Origin of the sequence: Bacillus atrophaeus (assembly GCF_039519175.1) — a bacterium.
Lineage (GTDB): Bacteria > Bacillota > Bacilli > Bacillales > Bacillaceae > Bacillus > Bacillus atrophaeus.
The window spans coordinates 2,856,147-2,876,121 of record NZ_CP154443.1 but is presented as its reverse complement, the minus strand read 5'-3'; the positions used below and the strand labels follow the sequence as shown (position 1 = coordinate 2,876,121).

At 42.3% G+C, this 19,975-nt stretch carries 19 protein-coding genes; 4 read left to right on the top strand and 15 right to left on the bottom strand.

What is annotated here, in order from left to right:
- Positions 1-150: 150 nt before the first annotated feature.
- From ktrC to abhA, 4 genes are all read right to left on the bottom strand, one after another.
- On the bottom strand, positions 151-816 hold the full coding sequence (gene ktrC, locus AAHT65_RS14660; protein WP_061571456.1) for a Ktr system potassium transporter KtrC: 666 nt from the start codon (positions 814-816) through the stop codon (positions 151-153).
- A 49-nt stretch (positions 817-865) separates the two neighbouring features.
- Positions 866-1,705: a gamma-glutamylcyclotransferase gene (locus AAHT65_RS14655; RefSeq protein ID WP_343310441.1), complete on the bottom strand. Its 840-nt coding sequence runs from the start codon at positions 1,703-1,705 to the stop codon at positions 866-868.
- Between the two features lie 12 nt (positions 1,706-1,717).
- Positions 1,718-3,004, bottom strand: coding sequence for an ATP-binding protein (locus tag AAHT65_RS14650; RefSeq protein WP_003329145.1), 1,287 nt, complete (start codon positions 3,002-3,004; stop codon positions 1,718-1,720).
- Between the two features lie 212 nt (positions 3,005-3,216).
- Complete coding sequence (gene abhA, locus AAHT65_RS14645) at positions 3,217-3,495, bottom strand: transcriptional regulator AbhA (RefSeq protein ID WP_003329146.1); 279 nt, start codon at positions 3,493-3,495, stop codon at positions 3,217-3,219.
- Between the two features lie 282 nt (positions 3,496-3,777).
- Between abhA and mreBH the strand changes: the two genes are divergently transcribed.
- The 3 genes from mreBH (at position 3,778) to AAHT65_RS14630 (ending at position 6,355) form a co-directional block, all read left to right on the top strand.
- The gene (gene mreBH / locus AAHT65_RS14640; RefSeq protein ID WP_094233180.1) at positions 3,778-4,785 is read left to right on the top strand and encodes a cell shape-determining protein MreBH; all 1,008 of its coding nucleotides are present in this window, start codon (positions 3,778-3,780) and stop codon (positions 4,783-4,785) included.
- 101 nt (positions 4,786-4,886) lie between these two features.
- A complete protein-coding gene (locus tag AAHT65_RS14635) occupies positions 4,887-5,021 on the top strand; it encodes a protein YkpC (RefSeq protein ID WP_010788482.1) in 135 nt (44 codons plus the stop codon).
- Positions 5,022-5,122: 101 nt separating this feature from the next.
- On the top strand, positions 5,123-6,355 hold the full coding sequence (locus tag AAHT65_RS14630; RefSeq protein WP_094231955.1) for an aminopeptidase: 1,233 nt from the start codon (positions 5,123-5,125) through the stop codon (positions 6,353-6,355).
- 31 nt (positions 6,356-6,386) lie between these two features.
- Here the strand turns inward: AAHT65_RS14630 and AAHT65_RS14625 are convergent, their stop codons facing one another.
- Together AAHT65_RS14625 and AAHT65_RS14620 are read right to left on the bottom strand one after the other, a co-directional pair.
- Entirely contained in the window at positions 6,387-7,301 is a 915-nt protein-coding gene (locus tag AAHT65_RS14625; RefSeq protein WP_094231954.1) for a ketopantoate reductase family protein, read from the bottom strand.
- A gap of 290 nt (positions 7,302-7,591) precedes the next feature.
- Entirely contained in the window at positions 7,592-9,211 is a 1,620-nt protein-coding gene (locus AAHT65_RS14620) for an ABC-F family ATP-binding cassette domain-containing protein (protein ID WP_088117091.1), read from the bottom strand.
- 169 nt (positions 9,212-9,380) lie between these two features.
- Between AAHT65_RS14620 and AAHT65_RS14615 the strand changes: the two genes are divergently transcribed.
- A complete protein-coding gene (locus tag AAHT65_RS14615) occupies positions 9,381-9,650 on the top strand; it encodes a hypothetical protein (protein WP_063637629.1) in 270 nt (89 codons plus the stop codon).
- Between the two features lie 43 nt (positions 9,651-9,693).
- Here the strand turns inward: AAHT65_RS14615 and sipT are convergent, their stop codons facing one another.
- The 9 genes from sipT to AAHT65_RS14570 form a co-directional block, all read right to left on the bottom strand.
- Positions 9,694-10,275, bottom strand: a complete 582-nt coding sequence (sipT, locus tag AAHT65_RS14610) for a signal peptidase I sipT (protein WP_003327235.1) — start codon at positions 10,273-10,275, stop codon at positions 9,694-9,696.
- 144 nt (positions 10,276-10,419) lie between these two features.
- Entirely contained in the window at positions 10,420-12,321 is a 1,902-nt protein-coding gene (locus tag AAHT65_RS14605; RefSeq protein ID WP_094231953.1) for a PTS fructose transporter subunit IIABC, read from the bottom strand.
- 13 nt (positions 12,322-12,334) lie between these two features.
- A complete protein-coding gene (gene pfkB / locus AAHT65_RS14600) occupies positions 12,335-13,246 on the bottom strand; it encodes a 1-phosphofructokinase (RefSeq protein WP_094231952.1) in 912 nt (303 codons plus the stop codon).
- Positions 13,243-13,998: a DeoR/GlpR family DNA-binding transcription regulator gene (locus tag AAHT65_RS14595; protein ID WP_003327238.1), complete on the bottom strand. Its 756-nt coding sequence runs from the start codon at positions 13,996-13,998 to the stop codon at positions 13,243-13,245. Before AAHT65_RS14595 ends, pfkB begins: the two co-directional genes overlap by 4 nt.
- 282 nt (positions 13,999-14,280) lie before the next feature.
- On the bottom strand, positions 14,281-15,474 hold the full coding sequence (locus tag AAHT65_RS14590) for an ABC transporter permease (RefSeq protein WP_343310440.1): 1,194 nt from the start codon (positions 15,472-15,474) through the stop codon (positions 14,281-14,283).
- Entirely contained in the window at positions 15,471-16,160 is a 690-nt protein-coding gene (locus AAHT65_RS14585) for an ABC transporter ATP-binding protein (protein ID WP_010788476.1), read from the bottom strand. Before AAHT65_RS14585 ends, AAHT65_RS14590 begins: the two co-directional genes overlap by 4 nt.
- Positions 16,160-17,293, bottom strand: a complete 1,134-nt coding sequence (locus tag AAHT65_RS14580) for an efflux RND transporter periplasmic adaptor subunit (protein ID WP_343310439.1) — start codon at positions 17,291-17,293, stop codon at positions 16,160-16,162. Before AAHT65_RS14580 ends, AAHT65_RS14585 begins: the two co-directional genes overlap by 1 nt.
- Before the next feature lie 3 nt (positions 17,294-17,296).
- Complete coding sequence (locus tag AAHT65_RS14575; RefSeq protein WP_343310438.1) at positions 17,297-17,983, bottom strand: Yip1 family protein; 687 nt, start codon at positions 17,981-17,983, stop codon at positions 17,297-17,299.
- Positions 17,984-18,166: 183 nt separating this feature from the next.
- Positions 18,167-19,975, bottom strand: a complete 1,809-nt coding sequence (locus AAHT65_RS14570) for an ABC transporter ATP-binding protein (RefSeq protein ID WP_268521440.1) — start codon at positions 19,973-19,975, stop codon at positions 18,167-18,169.

Below are 19,975 nucleotides of genomic sequence, written 5' to 3'. Positions count from 1 at the left end.
TATTTATATGGTACAATATGCTATCGGAACGATAATGCTTAGTCAATAAAAAACCGAAGAAATCGTACAAACATATTGAATGTTTTTATATTCAGATAATTAAACAGACAAAAAAACCGTTCATAGCGATCGAACGGCATTACATCTGATTTATTTTATGTGCAGCACTCTTTTTTCAAATCGGGAAATGTCAGTGATCGAACCAATCACAATTAAAATATCTTCTTTTTGTATCACTTCTGTTGCCAGCGGTGACACAATAACCTCTTTCCCGCGTTTAATGGCTACGATGTTTACCCCGTATTTGGCACGGATGTCTAAATCAAGCAAGGTATTTCCGGCCAGGCGGCTGTTTGCCACAATCTCAACGAGACTGTGCTCATCAGAAAGTTCTAAATAATCAAGAACATTATTTGAAACAATGTTATGGGCGATTCTTTTCGCCATGTCACGTTCAGGATGCACGATATGATCGGCGCCGATTTTAGAAAGTACTTTCTCATGATAATCGTTTTGCGCTTTCACCGTGATTGTGTTGACACCCAATTCTTTTAATATCAGAGTCGTCAAAATACTCGCTTGAATATTTTCACCAATGGCTACAATAACATGATCAAAATTGCGCATGCCTAAATTTTTCAAAACAGATTCGTCCGTCGAATCTCCGATTACGGCATGAGAAGCGATTTTGGCATATTCATTTACCTTGTCCTCATCAATATCCATTGCCATAACCTCAAGGCCCTCTTCACTTAATGCTTTGCAAATGCTGCCTCCAAAGCGGCCAAGTCCAATGACTGCAAATTCTTTTTTCATAATGGAGCTCCTTTAGTTAACATATCATGATGAAAATTTTATCATATTTTTAACGAACATGCTGTATAGGCAGGGATTCTATGTGCCGCTTCAGCTTTTCAGCATAATCTGCTGACAAATACTGCTGCGCGCCCCGTTCAATTTCTCTGCTATAGTGCTCAGGCGGCGCGATTTCCGCTTTTTTATCCAGCACAAGAAATGTTAAACAGTCTGTGTACAAATGTCCGTCTGCCTCGACATCCACAAAAGCCGGACGATAAGTGCGCGAATCAACACCTTCTCTTTTATACAAATAAGCAACGGCTTCAAAAGGAAGGCGGTATAACACACCTTCTGCCGAGCCTCCGTCCTCTACAAGATCAGCCCTTGAACCATCTTCTCTTCTTAACGTAAATCGGGTTGAATATCCCGGAAGACCGGCTCCGCCTACCAGATGATTAAAATAATGGTCGACCCGTGCCGTTTTAAAGCGTGCGTTGTCCATACATGATCCGTAAGCAAAATAATACACTGGCTTTTGTTTGCGGCTGATCATCTGATATTCTTTCCAATCGCCGCTTTTAATTTCGGTGTAAGCGGCGCATTCTTCTTCCTTAATGAAATAGGCATATGCTGTTTTCTTTCCGGTGTCAGTCTCAACGGTAACCCGCCGTTTATGATATCCTTCTTTCAGAAAGTCCAGTTTATGTATGACAGATTCGTCCGCTTCATATACTTCTCCGCAAATATATGTATGTTCTGAAAACGCCGCAGCCGGGCGCCCTTGTCCTGTATCGTACATCTTTCCCTTTATTCTTGCCTGCTGATTTACGCATGCTGACTGTGATAAGACACCGTGACAGGTCTCATGCTTCCTTAATGTGCCGTATACAAACAGAAGTGAATTCATCCTGATCTCCCCTCACTTGTCTGACTCTAAAGGCAAAATAACATAAAACGTGCTTCCTTTTCCAGATTCGCTTTCAATTTTCAATTCACCTTTATGTTCTTTCAAAATTCTTAAACAAATCGGCAGGCCGAGCCCCGTACCCTTTTCCTTTGTAGAGAAAAAAGGCTCACCGATTTGTTTCATATTTTCTTTTGTCATGCCGCTTCCTTGATCTTTGATGCTGATGATTGTGTAAGACCCTTTTTTCTCAGAAGAAATGTTAATAACGCCGCCGGCAGGCATCGCTTCAATTCCGTTTTTGATAATATTAATAAACACTTGTTTCAGCTGATTTTCGTCTCCGTTAATTTTGCAGCTTTCCGTCAGATTAAAATTCTTCTCAATCACAATATTGGACAGTACCGCGTTTGTATCAAGCAATGTTGTCACTTGTTTCAAAATGCCGTTGATTTTATGAGGCTTAAAGGTAACCGTCTGCGGCTTTGCGAGAAGCAGCAGTTCACCGAGCACTAAATCAATCCTTTTAATCTCAGAAAATATAATGTCAAAATAATCTGTTCTGTCAGGATATTGCGTCTTCATGAGCTGAAGGAACCCGCTTACTGATGTTAAAGGGTTTCTTACCTCGTGGGCGATACCGGCTGCAAGTTCTCCTGCGATTGCCAGCTTTTGCGACTGCATCGCGAGCCGCTCATTTGTTTCAAACAATTTCTCTTCGGCGTTTTTCCGCTCTGTGATATCAGACAAAGTCCCCAAGCTTCCTGTGAACCGGTGATACTTGTCATAGTAAAGCTTATAATGTACTTCGCCCCAAAATTCCACGCCGGCTTTTGTGACATACTTTGCGTTAAACGTGCCCGAGGATGCCTTTATTCTGATTTGGTTGCTGATATAGTCGACTACGTGTTTTTCTTTAATAAAGTAGTCATTATACATGGTTCCCATACATTCTTTGATCGAATAGCCGGTAATGATCACCCATGCTTGATTTAAATATGTAATTTCACCTTTTGCATTTGTTTGAAATACGATTTCTTGCAAATTATCCATGATGCGGTTCTTTTCATTAGAAAGATATTTGTACTTGCGTTCACTTTCTTGGACTTTTTCAATAAGCTGTTGTTTTTGATCGAAATAATACGCCATCATCCAGACACTGAAAATGACGACTGCTGAAAATAAAATATCAACAGGCCAGTTAATCGGATTTTTTTCGATATAATAGAATATATAATCCCAAAACAAAATAAAAATCATTGCCAGAGATGTGGAAATGATGCGTGCTTGATATTTTTTCATACTCCCACCTGCCGCTTGTGTTTCTCTGTTTATTGTAACATTGTTTAGAAAACATTTGATTAAAATATGAAAAGTATCCCAATTATTTGGGGTTCCTTACCTGTTTTTTATCAAATAAAATCGCGCTTGCACGGCAAATAGACTAGCCATCAGACACCTGCACGCAAAAAAAGGCGGAGAATCGCCCCCCGCCTTTTTTACCACTTTTCACATTATGCTTTTAAAGCAGCCTGAATTTCGTCAAGCAGCTGCTGTGCGCCTTCTGGACTTAAAATGATTTTTCCATTGCCGTATTCTTTATTTTCTGTCGTAATTTCCCCTGTCATTAAACACACGCCGTGCGGCTTATATTTTTTCAAGACGATTTTATCTCCGTCTACAAAGAACTCAATACTGTCTTTAATCGCAATATCTAACGCTCTTCTTAATTCTATCGGCATAACAATACGGCCAAGTTCATCTACTTTTCTTACAACACCAATTGATTTCATAGAAATCCCCTACTTCCTTTAAATGTTTCTTTAGTCATCTAAGTTCAAGGCTAGACCTTAATACAACCTAGACGAATGAAACTTTAAAAAAGTTTCCTTTTTTCCACAGAAACAAGAGATATTTTTGACATTATAACGAAATGTTTATTACGTCAAATACATAATTCGTTGTTTTTTTACAAAAACATTTCATTCCCGACACCCACCCCCAAAAATCCTACAGTTTTTAAGAAACTTTAAATGTAAAATCATTTTAAATCAGGATAGAGATTGGGTGAAAAAATGTTTCAATCAACCGAAATTGGAATCGACTTAGGAACAGCTAATATACTTGTTTACAGTAAAAATAAAGGCATCATCTTAAATGAACCTTCTGTTGTCGCAGTAGACACGGCTACAAAAGCAGTACTTGCGATCGGAACCGATGCAAAAAACATGATCGGGAAAACACCCGGAAAAATTGTCGCAGTCAGACCTATGAAAGACGGCGTCATCGCAGACTATGATATGACAACTGATTTGTTAAAACACATCATGAAGAAAGCCGGTAAAAGCATCGGCATGACGTTCAGAAAGCCAAACGTGGTCGTATGCACCCCGTCAGGCTCAACGGCAGTAGAAAGACGCGCAATCAGTGACGCGGTTAAAAATTGCGGCGCCAAAAACGTCCATTTAATTGAAGAACCGGTTGCTGCTGCAATAGGTGCAGATCTGCCGGTCGATGAGCCTGTGGCCAATGTAGTGGTAGACATCGGCGGCGGAACAACTGAAGTCGCCATTATTTCATTTGGCGGTGTTGTATCTTGCCATTCCATCCGTATCGGCGGCGACCAGCTTGATGAAGATATCATCTCCTTCGTCAGAAAGAAATATAATTTGCTGATTGGCGAACGGACTGCTGAGCAAGTCAAAATGGAAATCGGCTACGCGCTTATTGAACATGCGCCTGAGACACTTGAAATTCGCGGCCGCGATCTTGTAACAGGGCTGCCGAAAACAATTATGCTTCAGTCAAATGAAATTCAAGGTGCAATGCGCGAATCTCTCCTTCATATTCTTGAAGCCATCAGAGCCACCCTTGAGGACTGTCCGCCTGAACTGAGCGGGGACATTGTAGACCGCGGCGTGATTTTAACAGGCGGAGGCGCGCTGTTAAACGGCATTAAAGAGTGGCTTTCCAGTGAAATTGTCGTTCCCGTGCATCTTGCGCCTAATCCGCTTGAATCTGTTGCAATCGGAACCGGACGCTCTTTAGAAGTGATTGATAAACTTCAAAAAGCCGTTAAATAAGCCTTTTACAAACCCAGAAGCAAATTTAATAAATCTTTTGCTTCTCTTTCCCTTGTTTCGTTCATATGGTGAGGAATGGAGAAACCATAAGGAGGAAACAAATGATCAGAGATTTGGGAAGACGAGTAGCTATAGCGATTATTTTGAGCGGAATTATTCTTGGGGGAATGAGTATCTCGTTGGCGAATATGCCTCCTTCACCCGCAGGAGAAACTGTAAAACTGAATCATCCGTAAGAGGCGCAGCGCTTGCTGTGCCTTTTTTCAATCACGCTCCTTTCTTTTCTTTTCGAGAGAATATTTGTTATGATGAGAAAAAGGATTAGGAGGAATGAACCATGGATTCTTTTTCAAAGAAGTTAAGCACATACGCCCTGCTGGCGGTTGAAGTCGGCGTTAATGTCCAAAAGGGGCAGCATGTTGTCGTCAACGCGTCTACAGAGGTGCGGGGTTTTGTCCGGCTAATTGTAAAGCACGCTTATGAAAAAGGCGCAAAACATGTGACAGTGAACTGGCAGGACGATGAAGTATCAAGATTAAAATATGAATTGGCGCCGCCTGAAGCCTTTGACGAGTATCCGGAGTGGGAAGCGAAAGGCAAAGAAGCGCTTGCTGAGAAAGGTGCCGCCTTTATTTCAGTCGTATCATCAAACCCAGATTTATTAAAAGGGATCGAATCAAAACGAATTGCGGCTTTCCAAAAAGCAGCAGGTAAAGCATTACATACATACAGACAATATATTCAATCAGATAAGGTTAGCTGGACAGTCATCGGCGCAGCATCGGCTGGCTGGGCATCAAAGGTATTCCCCGGTCATTCAGAAGAAGAAGCGATTCAGCTGCTGTGGGAAGAGATTTTTAATACAACACGGGTAAATGAAGAAAATCCGGTTCAAGCATGGAAAGAGCATGATCAAACTCTTCATGAGAAGGTCGATCATCTTAATGCGAAACACTACAGCGCTTTGCATTATCAGGCGAAAGGAACAGACCTGACGATTGAACTTCCTAAGAAACATGTGTGGGCGGGAGCAGGAAGCATTAATGAGAACGGAAATGAATTTATGGCAAACATGCCGACCGAAGAAGTGTTCACTCTGCCTCAAAAAGACGGTGTAAACGGAACCGTATCAAGCACCAAGCCTTTAAGTTATGGCGGAAATATTATCGATAACTTTACATTAACCTTTAAAAACGGCCGTATTGTAGATATTAAGGCCGAAAAAGGAGAAGACATTCTAAAAGAATTAGTTGAAACGGATGAAGGCTCCCATTATCTTGGCGAAGTGGCGCTTGTGCCGTATGATTCACCGATTTCAAAGTCGGATATTCTTTTTTATAACACCTTATTCGATGAAAACGCGTCAAACCATTTGGCGATCGGCAGTGCTTATGCCTTTAACATTGAAGGCGGAAAACAAATGTCTCGTGAGGAACTCGTAAAAGAAGGCCTGAATGAAAGCATTACCCATGTGGATTTTATGATAGGGTCTAAAGATATGAGTATTGACGGCATTACGGCAGACGGAAAAAGAGAACCTGTTTTCAGAAATGGGAATTGGGCGTTTTAAACAAAAAAAGGAGGCTGACCGCCTCCTTTTTTTATTTCGTTTCCGCCTCATAGATTTGCACATTCGCATAAACGGTTTCCAAAACGGGAGCTATCACTGATAAATCCCTTGCTTTTTCCAGCAAAAAGCCATGCAGATGGTCTCCTTCTGTTGTTTGTCCCTTTTCCATGTCCCGCAGCATAGAGGATTTCATTTGATAAGACATTTTTGTCATCGTGCAATAACTCTCTTCCTCTAGATCAGGATCAGCCGGAACCCCCTCCGCACGCAAAATTGCACCAATTTCTCCGATAAGGGTTTTCGCAGTATTTCTGCCGCTGTCTGTTTCCAAAATGGGTCCGATCGGCTTTTGAAATAAAGAAGTGATCCCCGCCTGAGCTGCAATAAACAAATACTTCTTCCATATGTCCTTCTCTATATTTCTGCTTATCATGACCTCTGCGTTAACGTTGGCAAACACCTTCTCAAGCTCTTTCATTCTCTCAGTCTGTTCGCCATTCCATTCGCCGAACACAAAACGGTGGGAAGCGCTTGTATGAATTACTTCACCCTCCTCATTTAATGCACTTTCGATAAAGCAAAGACCTCCAAGCACCCGGCTTTTCGCAAATGCCGCAAACAGCTGCTCGTAGTGCTGATAGCCGTTTAAAAAAGGGATAATGACCGACTCAGCATGAATAAAGGGTTTGACATCCTCTATCACATGCTGTAAAGAGTAGGCCTTAGAGGCGATAATGACAACGTCGAAAGATCCGTTTTCTCCTGCCTGAATTAAGGAAGGCTGAAACGATATATTACCTTTTTCACTTTTAATAACGAGTCCTGTTTTCTTTAACTTCGCGGCTCTTTGCTGGCGGACGAGAAACGTAACGTCTTTCCCCTGCTCCGCCAGCCTTCCGCCGATATATCCGCCTACTCCGCCTGCTCCTGCCACTAGAATTTTCATTGGTAACAATCCTTTCTCTTTATGTATTTACTTCATTATAGTGAACTCTCTAAGTCTCGATAAGTCCTTTCTTGCCGCGATTATTGTTTATTTCATTTACTTGCATTTGAAATACAATGTCTACAGCATATAACACTCTATCCCCTTTTAAAATAAAAGTTTACAGTAAAAACAGACAATAATGAATTTTTCTTTAATGAACTGTCTCATTTTTTTATTACAACGGCCTCAGCGACTCTGAACACTTTAAGTGAAAAAGAAAAAAAGCAGAGTTTCCTCTGCTTTTTTGGTTAGGCGTATAATTCTGAGAGTTTTTGCTGTACGTCTTTGCTCTCTAAGAATTCATCATAACTCATTTTTTTGTCAACAATGCCCTTAGGTGTTACTTCAATAATACGGTTGGCAATGGTTTGAACAAACTGATGGTCATGTGATGTGAACAGCATGGCTCCTTTAAAGCTGATTAAGCCGTTGTTCAAAGCCGTGATGGATTCTAGATCTAAGTGGTTCGTCGGCTCATCGAGTATTAAAATATTAGCGCCTGAAAGCATTGCTTTCGAGAGCATACAGCGGACTTTTTCTCCACCTGATAATACATTTGATTTTTTAAGCACTTCTTCACCCGAGAATAGCATCCGGCCCAGGAAGCCGCGCAGGAAGCTTTCACTTTGATCATGAGGCGAATATTGGCGAAGCCAGTCAACAAGGTTCACATCGCTGCCGTCAAAATATTCGCTGTTGTCTTTAGGGAAGTATGCCTGAGACGTTGTGACACCCCATTTGTATGTGCCGCTGTCTGCTTCCATTTCCCCGGAAATGATTTTAAATAACGTAGTAACAGCTAATTCATTGCGTCCGGTAAACGCAATTTTATCCTCTTTATTCATAATAAAGCTGACATTGTCGAGTACCTTTACTCCGTCAATTGTTTTTGTCAGACCTTCCACCCGAAGAACATCATTTCCGATTTCTCGTTCCGGTGTGAAGTTGACGTAAGGATAACGGCGTGAAGACGGTTTAATATCATCAAGAGAAATTTTATCAAGAAGTTTCTTTCTTGAAGTAGCCTGTTTTGATTTAGACGCATTTGCGCTGAATCTGGCCACAAACTCTTGCAGCTGTTTAATTTGCTCTTCTTTTTTCTTGTTCGCTTCTTGTGAAAGTTTTAAAGCAAGCTGGCTTGATTCATACCAGAAATCATAGTTGCCGACATAGATTTGAATTTTGTTAAAATCGAGATCAGCAATATGGGTACATACTTTATTTAAGAAGTGACGGTCATGTGATACCACAATAACGGTATTCTCAAAATTAATCAGAAATTCTTCCAGCCATTGGATAGCTTGAAGGTCCAAGTGGTTTGTCGGCTCATCCAGCAGCAATACATCAGGTTTCCCGAATAATGCCTGAGCCAATAGAACTTTCACTTTCTCTGATCCGCCCAAGTCTTCCATTTTCTTAGAGTGCAAATCCTCTGAAATACCAAGCCCTTTCAGAAGAATTGCGGCTTCACTTTCAGCTTCCCAGCCGTTTAACTCCGCAAACTCGCCTTCAAGTTCAGCGGCGCGAATGCCGTCTTCATCAGAGAAATCAGGCTTCATGTAAATCGCATCTTTCTCCTGCATCACTTCGTACAGACGTTTGTGGCCCATAATAACGACTTTTAATACTTCATGCTCTTCATATTCAAAGTGGTTTTGCTTTAAGATGGCAAGGCGTTCGCCCGGACTCATATGGACATCGCCCGACTGAGGTTCAAGCTCTCCGGATAAAATCTTAAGAAACGTTGATTTACCCGCACCATTCGCACCGATTAATCCGTAGCAGTTGCCCGGCGTAAACTTAATATTTACATCTTCAAATAACTTACGGTCCGCAAACCGTAAGCTCACATTATTTACAGCAATCATTTATAATCCTCCATCGTATCTATCATCAATAAAAGTATACCATGAATAAGAAGGAAGAGAAATGCTTCCTGCTAAATGGAAGCCGAAAACACTTACACGATAAGGGATGCAGCTATGTTACAATAGAAGAAAAGAAGTGGGTCAATGACCATAGTAACGGAGGATTACGTTGAGGCTCTTAACACTTTCAGAATATTGTTTACTTATCTTTTTTACAGGCATATATCTGGCCGTAACAGGGTTTACCGCCAAAGATATCGGCTTATACATCGGTATTGCTTTTATATACACATTTTCGCACATATTTGCGAAGCGCTTTTGGCAAAAACGCGGGAAAGAACAAAAGCAAATTCACCTTTTCTTCAGTGTGTTAGCCATTATAGGCTCCGTGTTTGTAACCGTATTGTTTATCGCGATAGCTGCCTCTTTTTCAATGTAAAAAAACGCCTGCTGACTCCGGAGTGAGTACAGCATGGCGTTTTTTATTTTGTTTGGCGCATTTCGTTAAATGGGAAGAAGACAAACTTGGAAGTGCCGACAATCCGATCTTCGGCAATAAGCCCGAGTCCATTCCGGCTGTCCATCGAATTCAGGCGATTATCACCCATTACAAAGTACTTCCCTTTCGGAACCTTGACAGGCCCAAAATCCCCGGTAAGATTAACACCCAGCTTTTTCGCATCTTTTTTATTATTAGACAGATATGACTCGTCTATCTTTTTCCCGTTTATATAAAGCGTGTCATCCTTCATCTCTACGGTTTCTCCAGGCTTACCGATCAACCGCTTCACATAATGCACTTTTGATGAATCGCCGTTAATAATGACGATATCTCCCCGCTTCAGCTCTCCGACATAGTTGACGGTTTTATTCACAAACAAACGTTCTCCGTCATGCAAGGTTGGATACATGGATGAACCTTCCACTAAATACGGTTCAAACAAAAAGTGGCGGATTAAGAGTGCCAAAACCACGGCAATGACAATCGCTTTTGCCCATTCCCAATACGTATTGGATTTTTTTTTCACCGGTTTTTCAGTTTTAGGATTTTTCTCTTCGGTCAAAATGGTTCCTCCTAGACGATCACTATTTCAGTTGATTCTCATTATCTTTACTTTATCACAATTCATCATAAAATACATAACCTAACCATGCTGCCAAATAGGCTGATGAAGAAAAAGCGTCCCCTAAAGGACGCTTTTTTCATCTTATTGTTCTGTAACAGGTTTTTTAAATATCCCGAGAAGAACGGCCGTTATGACAGCACCGATCACAATGCTCAATAAGTAAAGCAGCGGATGGTTAGTAATAAAGGCTACGAAAACTCCTCCGTGAGGTGCAGGCAATGTCACCCGGAAAAATTCTGTCAAACCGCCCGCTACGGCTGCACCGATAACGGATGCAGGAATGACGCGAAGCGGATCAGCTGCAGCAAACGGGATCGCCCCTTCTGTTACAAAAGCCGCTCCCATGAAATAGCATGTAACCCCTGCTTCACGGTCACGTTTTGAGAATTTGCTTTTGAAAAACGTTGTCGCAAGTGCGATGCCAAGCGGCGGAACCATACCGCCTGCCATAATTGCCGCATGAGGCGCATAGTTTCCTGCGTCAATCATCGCAATTCCGAATGTGAAGGCAGCTTTATTCAGGGGGCCTCCCATGTCAATTGCCATCATACCGCCTAAAATAATTCCCATAAGCACAAGGTTGCCTGTGCCGAGACTTTCAAGCCAGTTTGTCAAGAACGACATAAAAGCAGCTACCGGTGTGTTGATGACAAAGCGCATAATAATACCGGTTAAGAAAATACCAAACAGCGGGTAAAGCAATACTGGTTTTAATCCGTCAAGTGACTGAGGAATACCGGCGAACACTTTTTTAAGCAGAACGACAATGTAACCAGCCAAGAACCCTGCGATCAGCCCGCCTAAAAATCCAGCGTCTGCCTGGTATGCCATGAAACCGCCTACCATACCTGGGGCTAAACCCGGGCGGTCTGCGATGCTCATTGCGATAAATCCGGCAAGAACAGCCACGATTAAGGCTAACGCATTGTCGCCGCCAATAAACTTAAGAGCAGCCGCGAATGCATTGTAAGTCGGATCATCTGGTTTGGATGAATTAATCCCCCAGAAGAACGAAATCGCAACGAGTATACCGCCGCCTACAACGAACGGAAGCATGTTGCTGACACCGCTCATTAAGTGTTTATAAAATGTGTTTCCTATGCCGCCCGATTTGCCTTTGGACTCAGCTTCTTCACTGCCGGCAGAAGAACCGCCGCCGTTGCCCTTATAGATAGGAGCATCCTGATTTACGGCTTTTTCGATCAGTTCTTGCGGACGTCTGATCCCTGCAGTTACAGGCACTTCAAGCACGTGTTTTCCTTTAAAGCGTTCCATTTCAACCTGCTTGTCAGCAGCAACTATAATGGCCGGCGCGTCTTCGATTTCTTGAGCCGTCAACGCATGCTTAATTCCGCTAGAACCGTTCGTTTCCACTTTGATATCAACGCCGAGCTCTTTTGCTTTTTCTTTAAGCGCATCCGCTGCCATAAATGTATGGGCAATTCCGGTCGGACAAGCTGTGACCGCTAAAATTTTCCCTTTTGATGACGGAGCTTGCGGCTCATTTTCTTCTTCCTCTTCGTCGTCATCTTTATCATGTGCATTGATGATATCAATGATCGCATCTTCTGTTTCAGCCTCGAGCAGCTGTTTGCGGATTTCTTCCCTCATTAAAAGAGTAGAGAGTCTTGATAACGCTTCAAGGTGGGTGTTATTTGCCCCTTCGGTAGCCGCAATCATAAAGATCAGATGCGCAGGCTGTGCATCAAGTGATTCATAATCAACACCCTCTTTAGAACGTCCGAATGCGATAGCAGGATTTATGACGCTTGCTGTTTTCGCATGCGGGATGGCAATCCCTTCGCCGATTCCTGTAGAGCTTTGGCTTTCACGGTTTAAAATTGCTTCTTTATAAGCTGCTCTGTCATTCAGTTTTCCGGCATGGTCAAGTACTGTAACCATTTCGTCAATGACATTTTCTTTTTCTTTGCTTTCAATGTTCAGCTTTATCGTATGTTTCGTTAACAGCTCAGTTATTTTCACTTTCATTCCTCCTCTATAGACGTGTGACCTGAACTTCCGAGAGAAGCTGCTGTACAAATTCTTCTGTTCCGAGCTCTTCGGAAAATGCGGTTGCGCTTCCGGAAGTAACCCCTAAACGAAATGCCTCTTCAAGCGGCAGCTGTTTCGATACACCCGCAAGGAAACCTGCTACGACAGAATCGCCCGCTCCCACTGAGTTCACTAATTTCCCCTTCGGTACATTGGCAAAGAAAACAGCGTCCTTTGTAAATAAAAGCGCGCCGTCTCCAGCCATTGATACGATCACATGTTCAGCACCTTGCTCAACAAGCTTCTTCCCATAAGGAACAGCCTGTTCAACAGTTTCGATTGTTGTATTGAACATTTCGCCAAGCTCATGATGATTCGGCTTCATCAATAACGGTTTCATGTCAGCTGCTTTCGTGAGCGCTTCGCCTGAAATATCTAAAACAACGCGGGCGCCCTGCTGCTGGCACGCTTTTGCAATTTTTTCATACGTATCTTGCGGCAATGATGAAGGGATACTTCCCGCAAGGACGACGATATCTTCTTCTTCAAGCGCTGAGAACTGCTCTAAAAAGGTATTGAAATCTTCATTTGTTATAGACGGCCCTTGTCCATTAATTTCCGTTTCATCGCCGGTTTTCAGCTTTACATTGATACGTGTATCTTCTTTGACCTCGGAAAACGCTGTTTCAAGTTTTTCCTGTTTCAAAAATGATTTGATATATTCACCGGTAAATCCGCCGACAAATCCGAGTGCTTTTGACGGAACATGATGTCTGTTAAGCAATCTTGATACGTTGATTCCCTTACCGCCTGGATATTTTGTATCATATTTAGAGCGGTTCAGCCCTCCGACGATAAAATCTTCAACATGCACAATATAATCGACAGATGGATTAAGCGTTACAGTGTAAATCATGGTTTCACTACCTTTACGACAGTTTTTTCTTGGTAATTATCGAATGTGCATTCCTTAGCGTCAGTGGTAATGATTGTTGCGTCGCCTAAGCTGGCAAAAGCTGAAAATGAAATTTCTCCAAATTTTGAAGGATCTGCTAACACATAAGCGTTTTTCGCCTGTTTGACCGCTTTATGCTTTAAAAGAGATTCATCAGGGTCCGGAGTCGTATAACCGGCTTCTGCATGAATGCCGTTGACTCCCAGAAAACTTTTATCGAATCTGTACTGCTCCATCGCAGTCAGAGAAGTGCCGCCGATCATTGCACCCGTCCTTTGTTTGACATAACCGCCAAGCAAATAAAAAGTAATCTCTTTCCTTATTAAAGCGTCAATGTGCATGATCCCATTTGTGACAACGACTATATCTTTACTTTTATCCATAAATTCAATCATGTGTAAAGTTGTAGTGCCTGCATCAAGATAAATGCAATCACCCTCTTCCAACAGAGAAGCCGCTGTTTCAGCGATTTTTAATTTATCGTGAAGGTTTTTGGATGATTTTTCAAGCATGTCGGGTTCAAGCCGAATGTCGGAAAGCTTTGAAGCTCCGCCATGAACACGCTTTAAAAAGCCGCGTTCTTCGAGCGTTGATAAATCCCTTCTTATCGTTGATTCAGAAGCATTTGTCAGGTTTATCAGCTCTTGAATTTTAACCACATCGTACTTTTCAATCTGATCAATAATCAGTTGATGCCTTTCAGGAGTTAACATGCTTCACCTCCAATGAAAACGTATTCATTTTGGATACAATCTAATTGTATTCGCTTTTTTTACGTTAGGCAACTAAAATCATTCAAATTCATTCAATAACTATCAAAATCTTTCACATTTGTTCATATTAACGTATGCAAGTATGGTTTGTAAACTGTAAATTCGACAAAAAGAAGGACGATTGTATGACAATTTTCTTCTTATCATAAATAAAAAAATCTATTATATTCATTTGATAGTAAAAAACGCATACATATAAAAAACCCCATGCTTTGCATGAGGTTATTCGTAACGTAAAGATTCAATCGGATCTAAACGCGCGGCTTTATTTGCAGGGAGCATCCCGAAGATGACGCCGATGACCATACTGAATAATACACCGCCTAAGACGACCTCCCATGATACAAGGGACGGCCAGCCTGCAAACATAGAGACAAGCGAGGCTCCTCCATAGCCGATTCCGATTCCGATCAGTCCTCCGATCAGAGTTAAAACGACGGATTCAATTAAGAATTGAGTTAAAATTTGCCCTCTTGTCGCTCCCAGTGATTTTCTGATTCCGATTTCCCGTGTCCTTTCTGTAACTGACACAAGCATAATGTTCATCACACCGATTCCTCCGACCAAAAGAGAAATACCTGCGATTGAGCCGATAATCGTCGTCATGATTGTCGTCACTTTACCGATGCCCGCCGCAAGCTCTTCCATATTCATTACCTGGTAAGAATCTTCCGTCCCGTGATGATCATTCATTAGCTGAACCGCCTCTTTACCGACTTCTTTAATCATGTCGGCTGATTCGACTTGCAGAGACACATTGCTGTAATCGCTTGTGCCAAAAGAGGTTTTCATCATCGTAAAGGGCACGTACATTTCACTGAGCCCGTAAGCCAGCAAACCTGTTTGTTTTTTGAGCACCCCGATAATTTCAACTGGCTGTCCATTAATCCAGACGACTTGACCGAGCGGAGTTTTTTTATGAAATAATTCTTCCGCCATTTTTTGAGAAATCACACCCGCTCTTTTTCCGGAAAGAAAGTCATTATCCGTAAAGCTTCTGCCCTTTTCAATGTCTAATGAATTTACATTCATATATCCGTCATTAATGCCGTTGATTGACGTATCTGTTTCTTCCTCCCGATAACGGGCAGTCATATTACCGGCATAGGAAGCGACGACCTGTTTTACGCCTTTGATATCTTTCAATCCTTTAATATCGTCTTCTGTAAAACTTGCTCCCTGCATGGCATTAGGGTTACTCGCAAGCTCTTCATCACTTGGCAAATAATATAATTCTACCGTGTTTCCGGGTCCGCTGATGGACTGCTTCAGCATTTGTTCTCCGCCCTGCCCGACAGCGACTACGACAATTACCGAACCAACGCCGATAATGATACCGAGCATTGTCAAGATGGAGCGCATTTTATGCGCCAACACGGAACTGAGAGCCATGCCCAAATTTTCTAACAGGCTCATTCTCCCACTCTCCTTTGTTCTTGGAGAGGGACGATTTCACCGTCACGCACGGTAATCACCCGATTTGTGTAGTCAGCAATTTCCGATTCGTGGGTGACGAGCACAATTGTCGTACCTTCCGCATTTAACTCCGTAAATTGTTCCATAATAGCGGCACTTGTTTTTGTATCAAGCGCACCTGTCGGCTCATCCGCTAAAATTAATTTAGGATTATTTACAATGGCTCTCGCAATGGCAACCCTTTGCTTTTGCCCGCCGGACAGTTCATTTGGCATATGAAGCATTCTGTCCTTTAATCCGACTTTTTCCAGCGCCTTTTCAGCCCTTTCTTGCCGTTCTTTCTTATTAAAACCTGAATAGATCATTGGAAGCTCGACATTTTTTTTGGCGTTCAGACGGGGGAGCAGCTGAAACTGCTGAAATACAAAGCCGATGGATTTGTTGCGGACAGCGGCCAGCTCTTTATCTTTATAGGAAGAAATGTCCTCTCCGTCCAGCCTGTAAATGCCTGATGTCGGCCGGTCCAGACAGCCGATAATATTCATGATCGTTGATTTGCCCGAACCGGACGGCCCCATAATGGAGACATACTCTCCTCCTTCAATCAAAAGATCAATCGAATGGAGAACATCAAAAGTCTCCTTGCCGATCTGATAGCTTTTTTTCACTTTAGAAAGCTGAATCATTAAGCCTTCACATCCGTTCCGTCGGCAACATCGTCAGAAGGATTTAAAATGACTTGATCATCTTTTGAAATGCCTTCTTTAATTTCCACCAAATCATCTGTTGTTTCGCCGACTTTTACTTCCGTCCGCTGGGCCTTGCCGTCTTTTACTACGTATACATAGTACGTATCATCTTCCTTTTTCACAGCTTTTGAAGGAAGGGTATTCGCTTTTCGTTTATTTGTTTCGATGTTCATAATAAATTTGAAGCCGGGCTTGCCTTCCGGAAGGCTGCCTTTTATTTTGACTTGAAGCGGATACTGAACCGCCTGCTCCGCACCTGATGCTGCGGCGTTTTCTTGCTGGTCAGGGACAAGGCCGACCGCTGACACCGTGCCTTTCCATGACTTATCCTGAATGACATCTGATGTCAGGGTCACTTTTTGGCCTTTTTTTACCTTTAGCGTATCGTATTCAGACAGCTTACCAGAAACGATGAGGTCTTTAGGATTTCCAATATGTATCACCGGTTCTTGAATGTCGGACTTTTTCGAGGCCGCCTCTTGGTTGACTGCAATGACGGTTCCCTCCATTTCACTTTTTACCTCAAGGTCTGCCACTTGGTTTGCCAGCGATTGCTTTTGCAGCTCAGATTGCTTTAATTCAATTTGGGCGCTCTTTTCTTGCATCTCAAGCTCAGTGCGTTCTGACTCTATTTGTTTTTTCGCTTCCTTTTCTCCCAGCTGCTTTGTCAGCTCTTTTTCTTTACTGTTTAATGCATTCTTTTTTTCATTTATTTGATCAATTTGCAGCTGGTTGGATTCGGCGGTTAATGCGTTTTGCTCCTTTTCCAGGTTCAGCTGTTCATTCTCATAGCTGATCAAAGCCGTTCCCTTTTCGACCTTGTCCCCTTCTTTTACCTTAATGTCTGTAAGAGTCCCTTTGTCAGCTTCATAAAATACATATTGTTCATTAGAAAACTTCAGAGTGCCGGGGACCATAACAGTTGTACCTATTTCCTCCTCTTCCATTTTCCCGGTTTTTATACTCTCCGCAGTGCTGCCGCCCGTTTGAGCGGCAGATTTATATATGTTGATTCCGATAAACAGTGCGACAATGGCTGCGATTCCGATTCCGATCCAAAGTTTTTTCAATGATCATACACCTGCCTGTGAATTGAAAAAGCCTGTAATAAATGAATATAGCAGCATAAGAACAAACAAGACAATGACAGAAATCCATGCCGATTTCTTAGAGATTCCGCCTGTTTTTTGCAGACCGATAGCCAATAAAACATATCCCCAAATGCTAAAAATTTCAAATGCACTTAAAACACTTGTTAACGGCTGATCAGAAGTAATTAAACTCGCCAAGGATGTGACGCTATAAAAGGAATTTGTATCAGTAAAGTACAGAACGATTCCATTAATAAGCAAGCCTAAGCTGGTAATAAACGAAATAAAAAGTGTGAGAGATAACATTTTTTTATATGTTGTAGTTCCCCCGGATATTTTTACACAAAGCCAATAAATAAGCGGCGCAATAAACAACATGGCAACGCCTGCAAAAATACCGCCAATGATTCCTACTATGGCAGCAAATGATTGAGCCATTTCTAATTCCTCGCCTGTCAAACCAGATTCTCTCATCAAATCCCCATAGTCCATGCCTAATCCCTGCAACACAGTTCCAACGATAATCATTGCAAGAACGATAATTAACGGCATTCCAATAACAGGCTTTACTCTTATTCTCTCAAACTGGACACCCGGGCTTGTAATCACTCCGAGAAGTGAGGGTTTTTCGGTTTGAGCCTCGTGGCCTTTTTCTAGATTGGTCTCCATTTTTATAAAACCTCCTATGAATTGTTCTGAATGTAAATACGAAAATTCAGAAAAAAAGTTTCATTTTTTCGTAAACATCCATATTTATACTAAAAGTGTATCACAAAACCAATTTTTCGAAATTTAATTTTTATTAAAATTGAGAAACCTTCAGACAGATAGCTCTGAAGGTTATTTTAGATCTCAGGATACGCTGTATTGTGCTTTCACAAGCCCTGAGTATATACCTGCTTTGTTCATTAATTGTTTATGGCTGCCTTCTTCTATTTTTTTGCCATGGTCAAGGACGATAATCCGGTCGGCGTCGCGGATTGTGGAAAGTCTGTGGGCGATCATTACAGCCGTGCGCCCGTGGAGGAGGGTTTTCAGCGCTTGCTGGATCTTGACCTCCGTTTCTGTATCTATACTTGCCGTGGCTTCGTCAAGGATCAGAATTGCCGGGTCGGCAAGAAGCGCCCTTGCAAAGGAAATGAGCTGGCGCTGCCCTGCTGATAATGCGCTCCCCCTTTCCTCTACCTCGGTTTTATATCCCATTGCTAATCTTGAGATAAAATCGTCTGCGCCGACGGCTTTTGCGGCTTTTATAACCTCTTGATCCGCAGCATTCGGTCTTCCGAATCGAATATTTTCCATAATGGTGCCGGAAAAAATAAATGTGTCTTGGAGCACTATGCTGATTTGTGAGCGCAGACTGGATAGAGACATATCAGTAATGGGAATTCCGTCTATTTTTATTGTGCCGCCAGTCGCATCATAAAAGCGGCTGATTAAATTGGCAATCGTCGTTTTCCCGCTGCCCGTATGACCAACCAGCGCCAATGTGGTTCCGGCAGGGATTGAAAAAGAGACAGTATGAAGAGCTTTCCGTTTGTGATCGTAAGAAAACTCAACATCCTCAAATTCAACGTCACCTTTCAATTTCTTGATGTGAATTGCATTTTCTATTTCTTTGACGCTCGGTTGTTCGTCCAAAAACTCGAATATCCGTTCAGAAGATGCCATTCCCATTAAGAGCTGATTGTACACTTGACCAAGCCGTGATATCGGTTCCCAAAACATACCTAAATAAAATGCAAATGAGACAAAAATGCCAATCGTGACAGTGCCATTCATAATCAGCGTCGCCCCATACCAGATCAAAACAGCTGTTCCTGCCGCGTTTGTCAGTTCCACAAGCGGCCGGAACATCGCATTTTTTCTTGTAGCATCCCGCCAAGATTGATAATTTTCATGATTCACTCCATCAAAATAGGCCATATTTTCTTGTTCTTGTGTATATGCCTGTGTCACCCGGATACCTTGGATGCTTTCGTTTAGATGCGAGTTGAGCTTAGATTGTTTTAGTCGCACCATTTGCCATGAGCGGCGAATTTTTCTGCGCAGGCTTGTTGAAATGAAAAACATGATCGGCAATGTAATCATGATTGCAATGGTCAGCTCGGGACTCAGCGTGAATAAGATCACGACTATGCCGAGAAGGAGCAAAAGATCTGTCAGCAGATTGATCACGCCGCTTGTAAAAAGTTCCTGAAGGGAATTAATATCATTCATGATTCTAACGAGAATAGACCCTGCGGACCGCTGGTCAAAGAATCTATGAGACAAGCGCTGAACATGTGTGAATAAATGCTGGCGCAAATCATAAATGACATGCTGCCCAAGCTGGTTCATCCAACGTATTCTTAATATGTTAGCCGCGTAATTTATCACGTACAGGCCGCTGATAATCAAGATAAGCTGTAAAAGGAGCTGGGGGTTTTGCCGGGAGATCGCGTGATCCAGCACATAAACACCAATTAAAATGGGAATGAGGAGTCTGACAGCCGTCCCGATGATCACCATAAGAAAAGAAAGCGGCAGGATATTTTTCCGATAAGGTTTAACATAACTTAGCAGCCGCCACATCTGCGCCCAGTTAAAAGGCTTTTCAATAATTTCATCCGCGGTGTAAAAAAACCGCTCCATGATCGCTTGTTTTTTTGTTTTTTCCAT

Coding starts and splice junctions, on each gene's coding strand:
- ktrC (WP_061571456.1), bottom strand. CDS start 816: ATGAAAAAAGAATTTGCAGTCATTGGACTTGGCCGCTTTGGAGGCAGC.
- AAHT65_RS14655 (WP_343310441.1), bottom strand. CDS start 1,705: ATGAATTCACTTCTGTTTGTATACGGCACATTAAGGAAGCATGAGACC.
- AAHT65_RS14650 (WP_003329145.1), bottom strand. CDS start 3,004: ATGAAAAAATATCAAGCACGCATCATTTCCACATCTCTGGCAATGATT.
- abhA (WP_003329146.1), bottom strand. CDS start 3,495: ATGAAATCAATTGGTGTTGTAAGAAAAGTAGATGAACTTGGCCGTATT.
- mreBH (WP_094233180.1), top strand. CDS start 3,778: ATGTTTCAATCAACCGAAATTGGAATCGACTTAGGAACAGCTAATATA.
- AAHT65_RS14635 (WP_010788482.1), top strand. CDS start 4,887: ATGATCAGAGATTTGGGAAGACGAGTAGCTATAGCGATTATTTTGAGC.
- AAHT65_RS14630 (WP_094231955.1), top strand. CDS start 5,123: ATGGATTCTTTTTCAAAGAAGTTAAGCACATACGCCCTGCTGGCGGTT.
- AAHT65_RS14625 (WP_094231954.1), bottom strand. CDS start 7,301: ATGAAAATTCTAGTGGCAGGAGCAGGCGGAGTAGGCGGATATATCGGC.
- AAHT65_RS14620 (WP_088117091.1), bottom strand. CDS start 9,211: ATGATTGCTGTAAATAATGTGAGCTTACGGTTTGCGGACCGTAAGTTA.
- pfkB (WP_094231952.1), bottom strand. CDS start 13,246: ATGATTTACACTGTAACGCTTAATCCATCTGTCGATTATATTGTGCAT.
- AAHT65_RS14595 (WP_003327238.1), bottom strand. CDS start 13,998: ATGTTAACTCCTGAAAGGCATCAACTGATTATTGATCAGATTGAAAAG.
- AAHT65_RS14590 (WP_343310440.1), bottom strand. CDS start 15,474: ATGAGCCTGTTAGAAAATTTGGGCATGGCTCTCAGTTCCGTGTTGGCG.
- AAHT65_RS14585 (WP_010788476.1), bottom strand. CDS start 16,160: ATGATTCAGCTTTCTAAAGTGAAAAAAAGCTATCAGATCGGCAAGGAG.
- AAHT65_RS14575 (WP_343310438.1), bottom strand. CDS start 17,983: ATGGAGACCAATCTAGAAAAAGGCCACGAGGCTCAAACCGAAAAACCC.
- AAHT65_RS14570 (WP_268521440.1), bottom strand. CDS start 19,975: ATGGAAAAAACAAAAAAACAAGCGATCATGGAGCGGTTTTTTTACACC.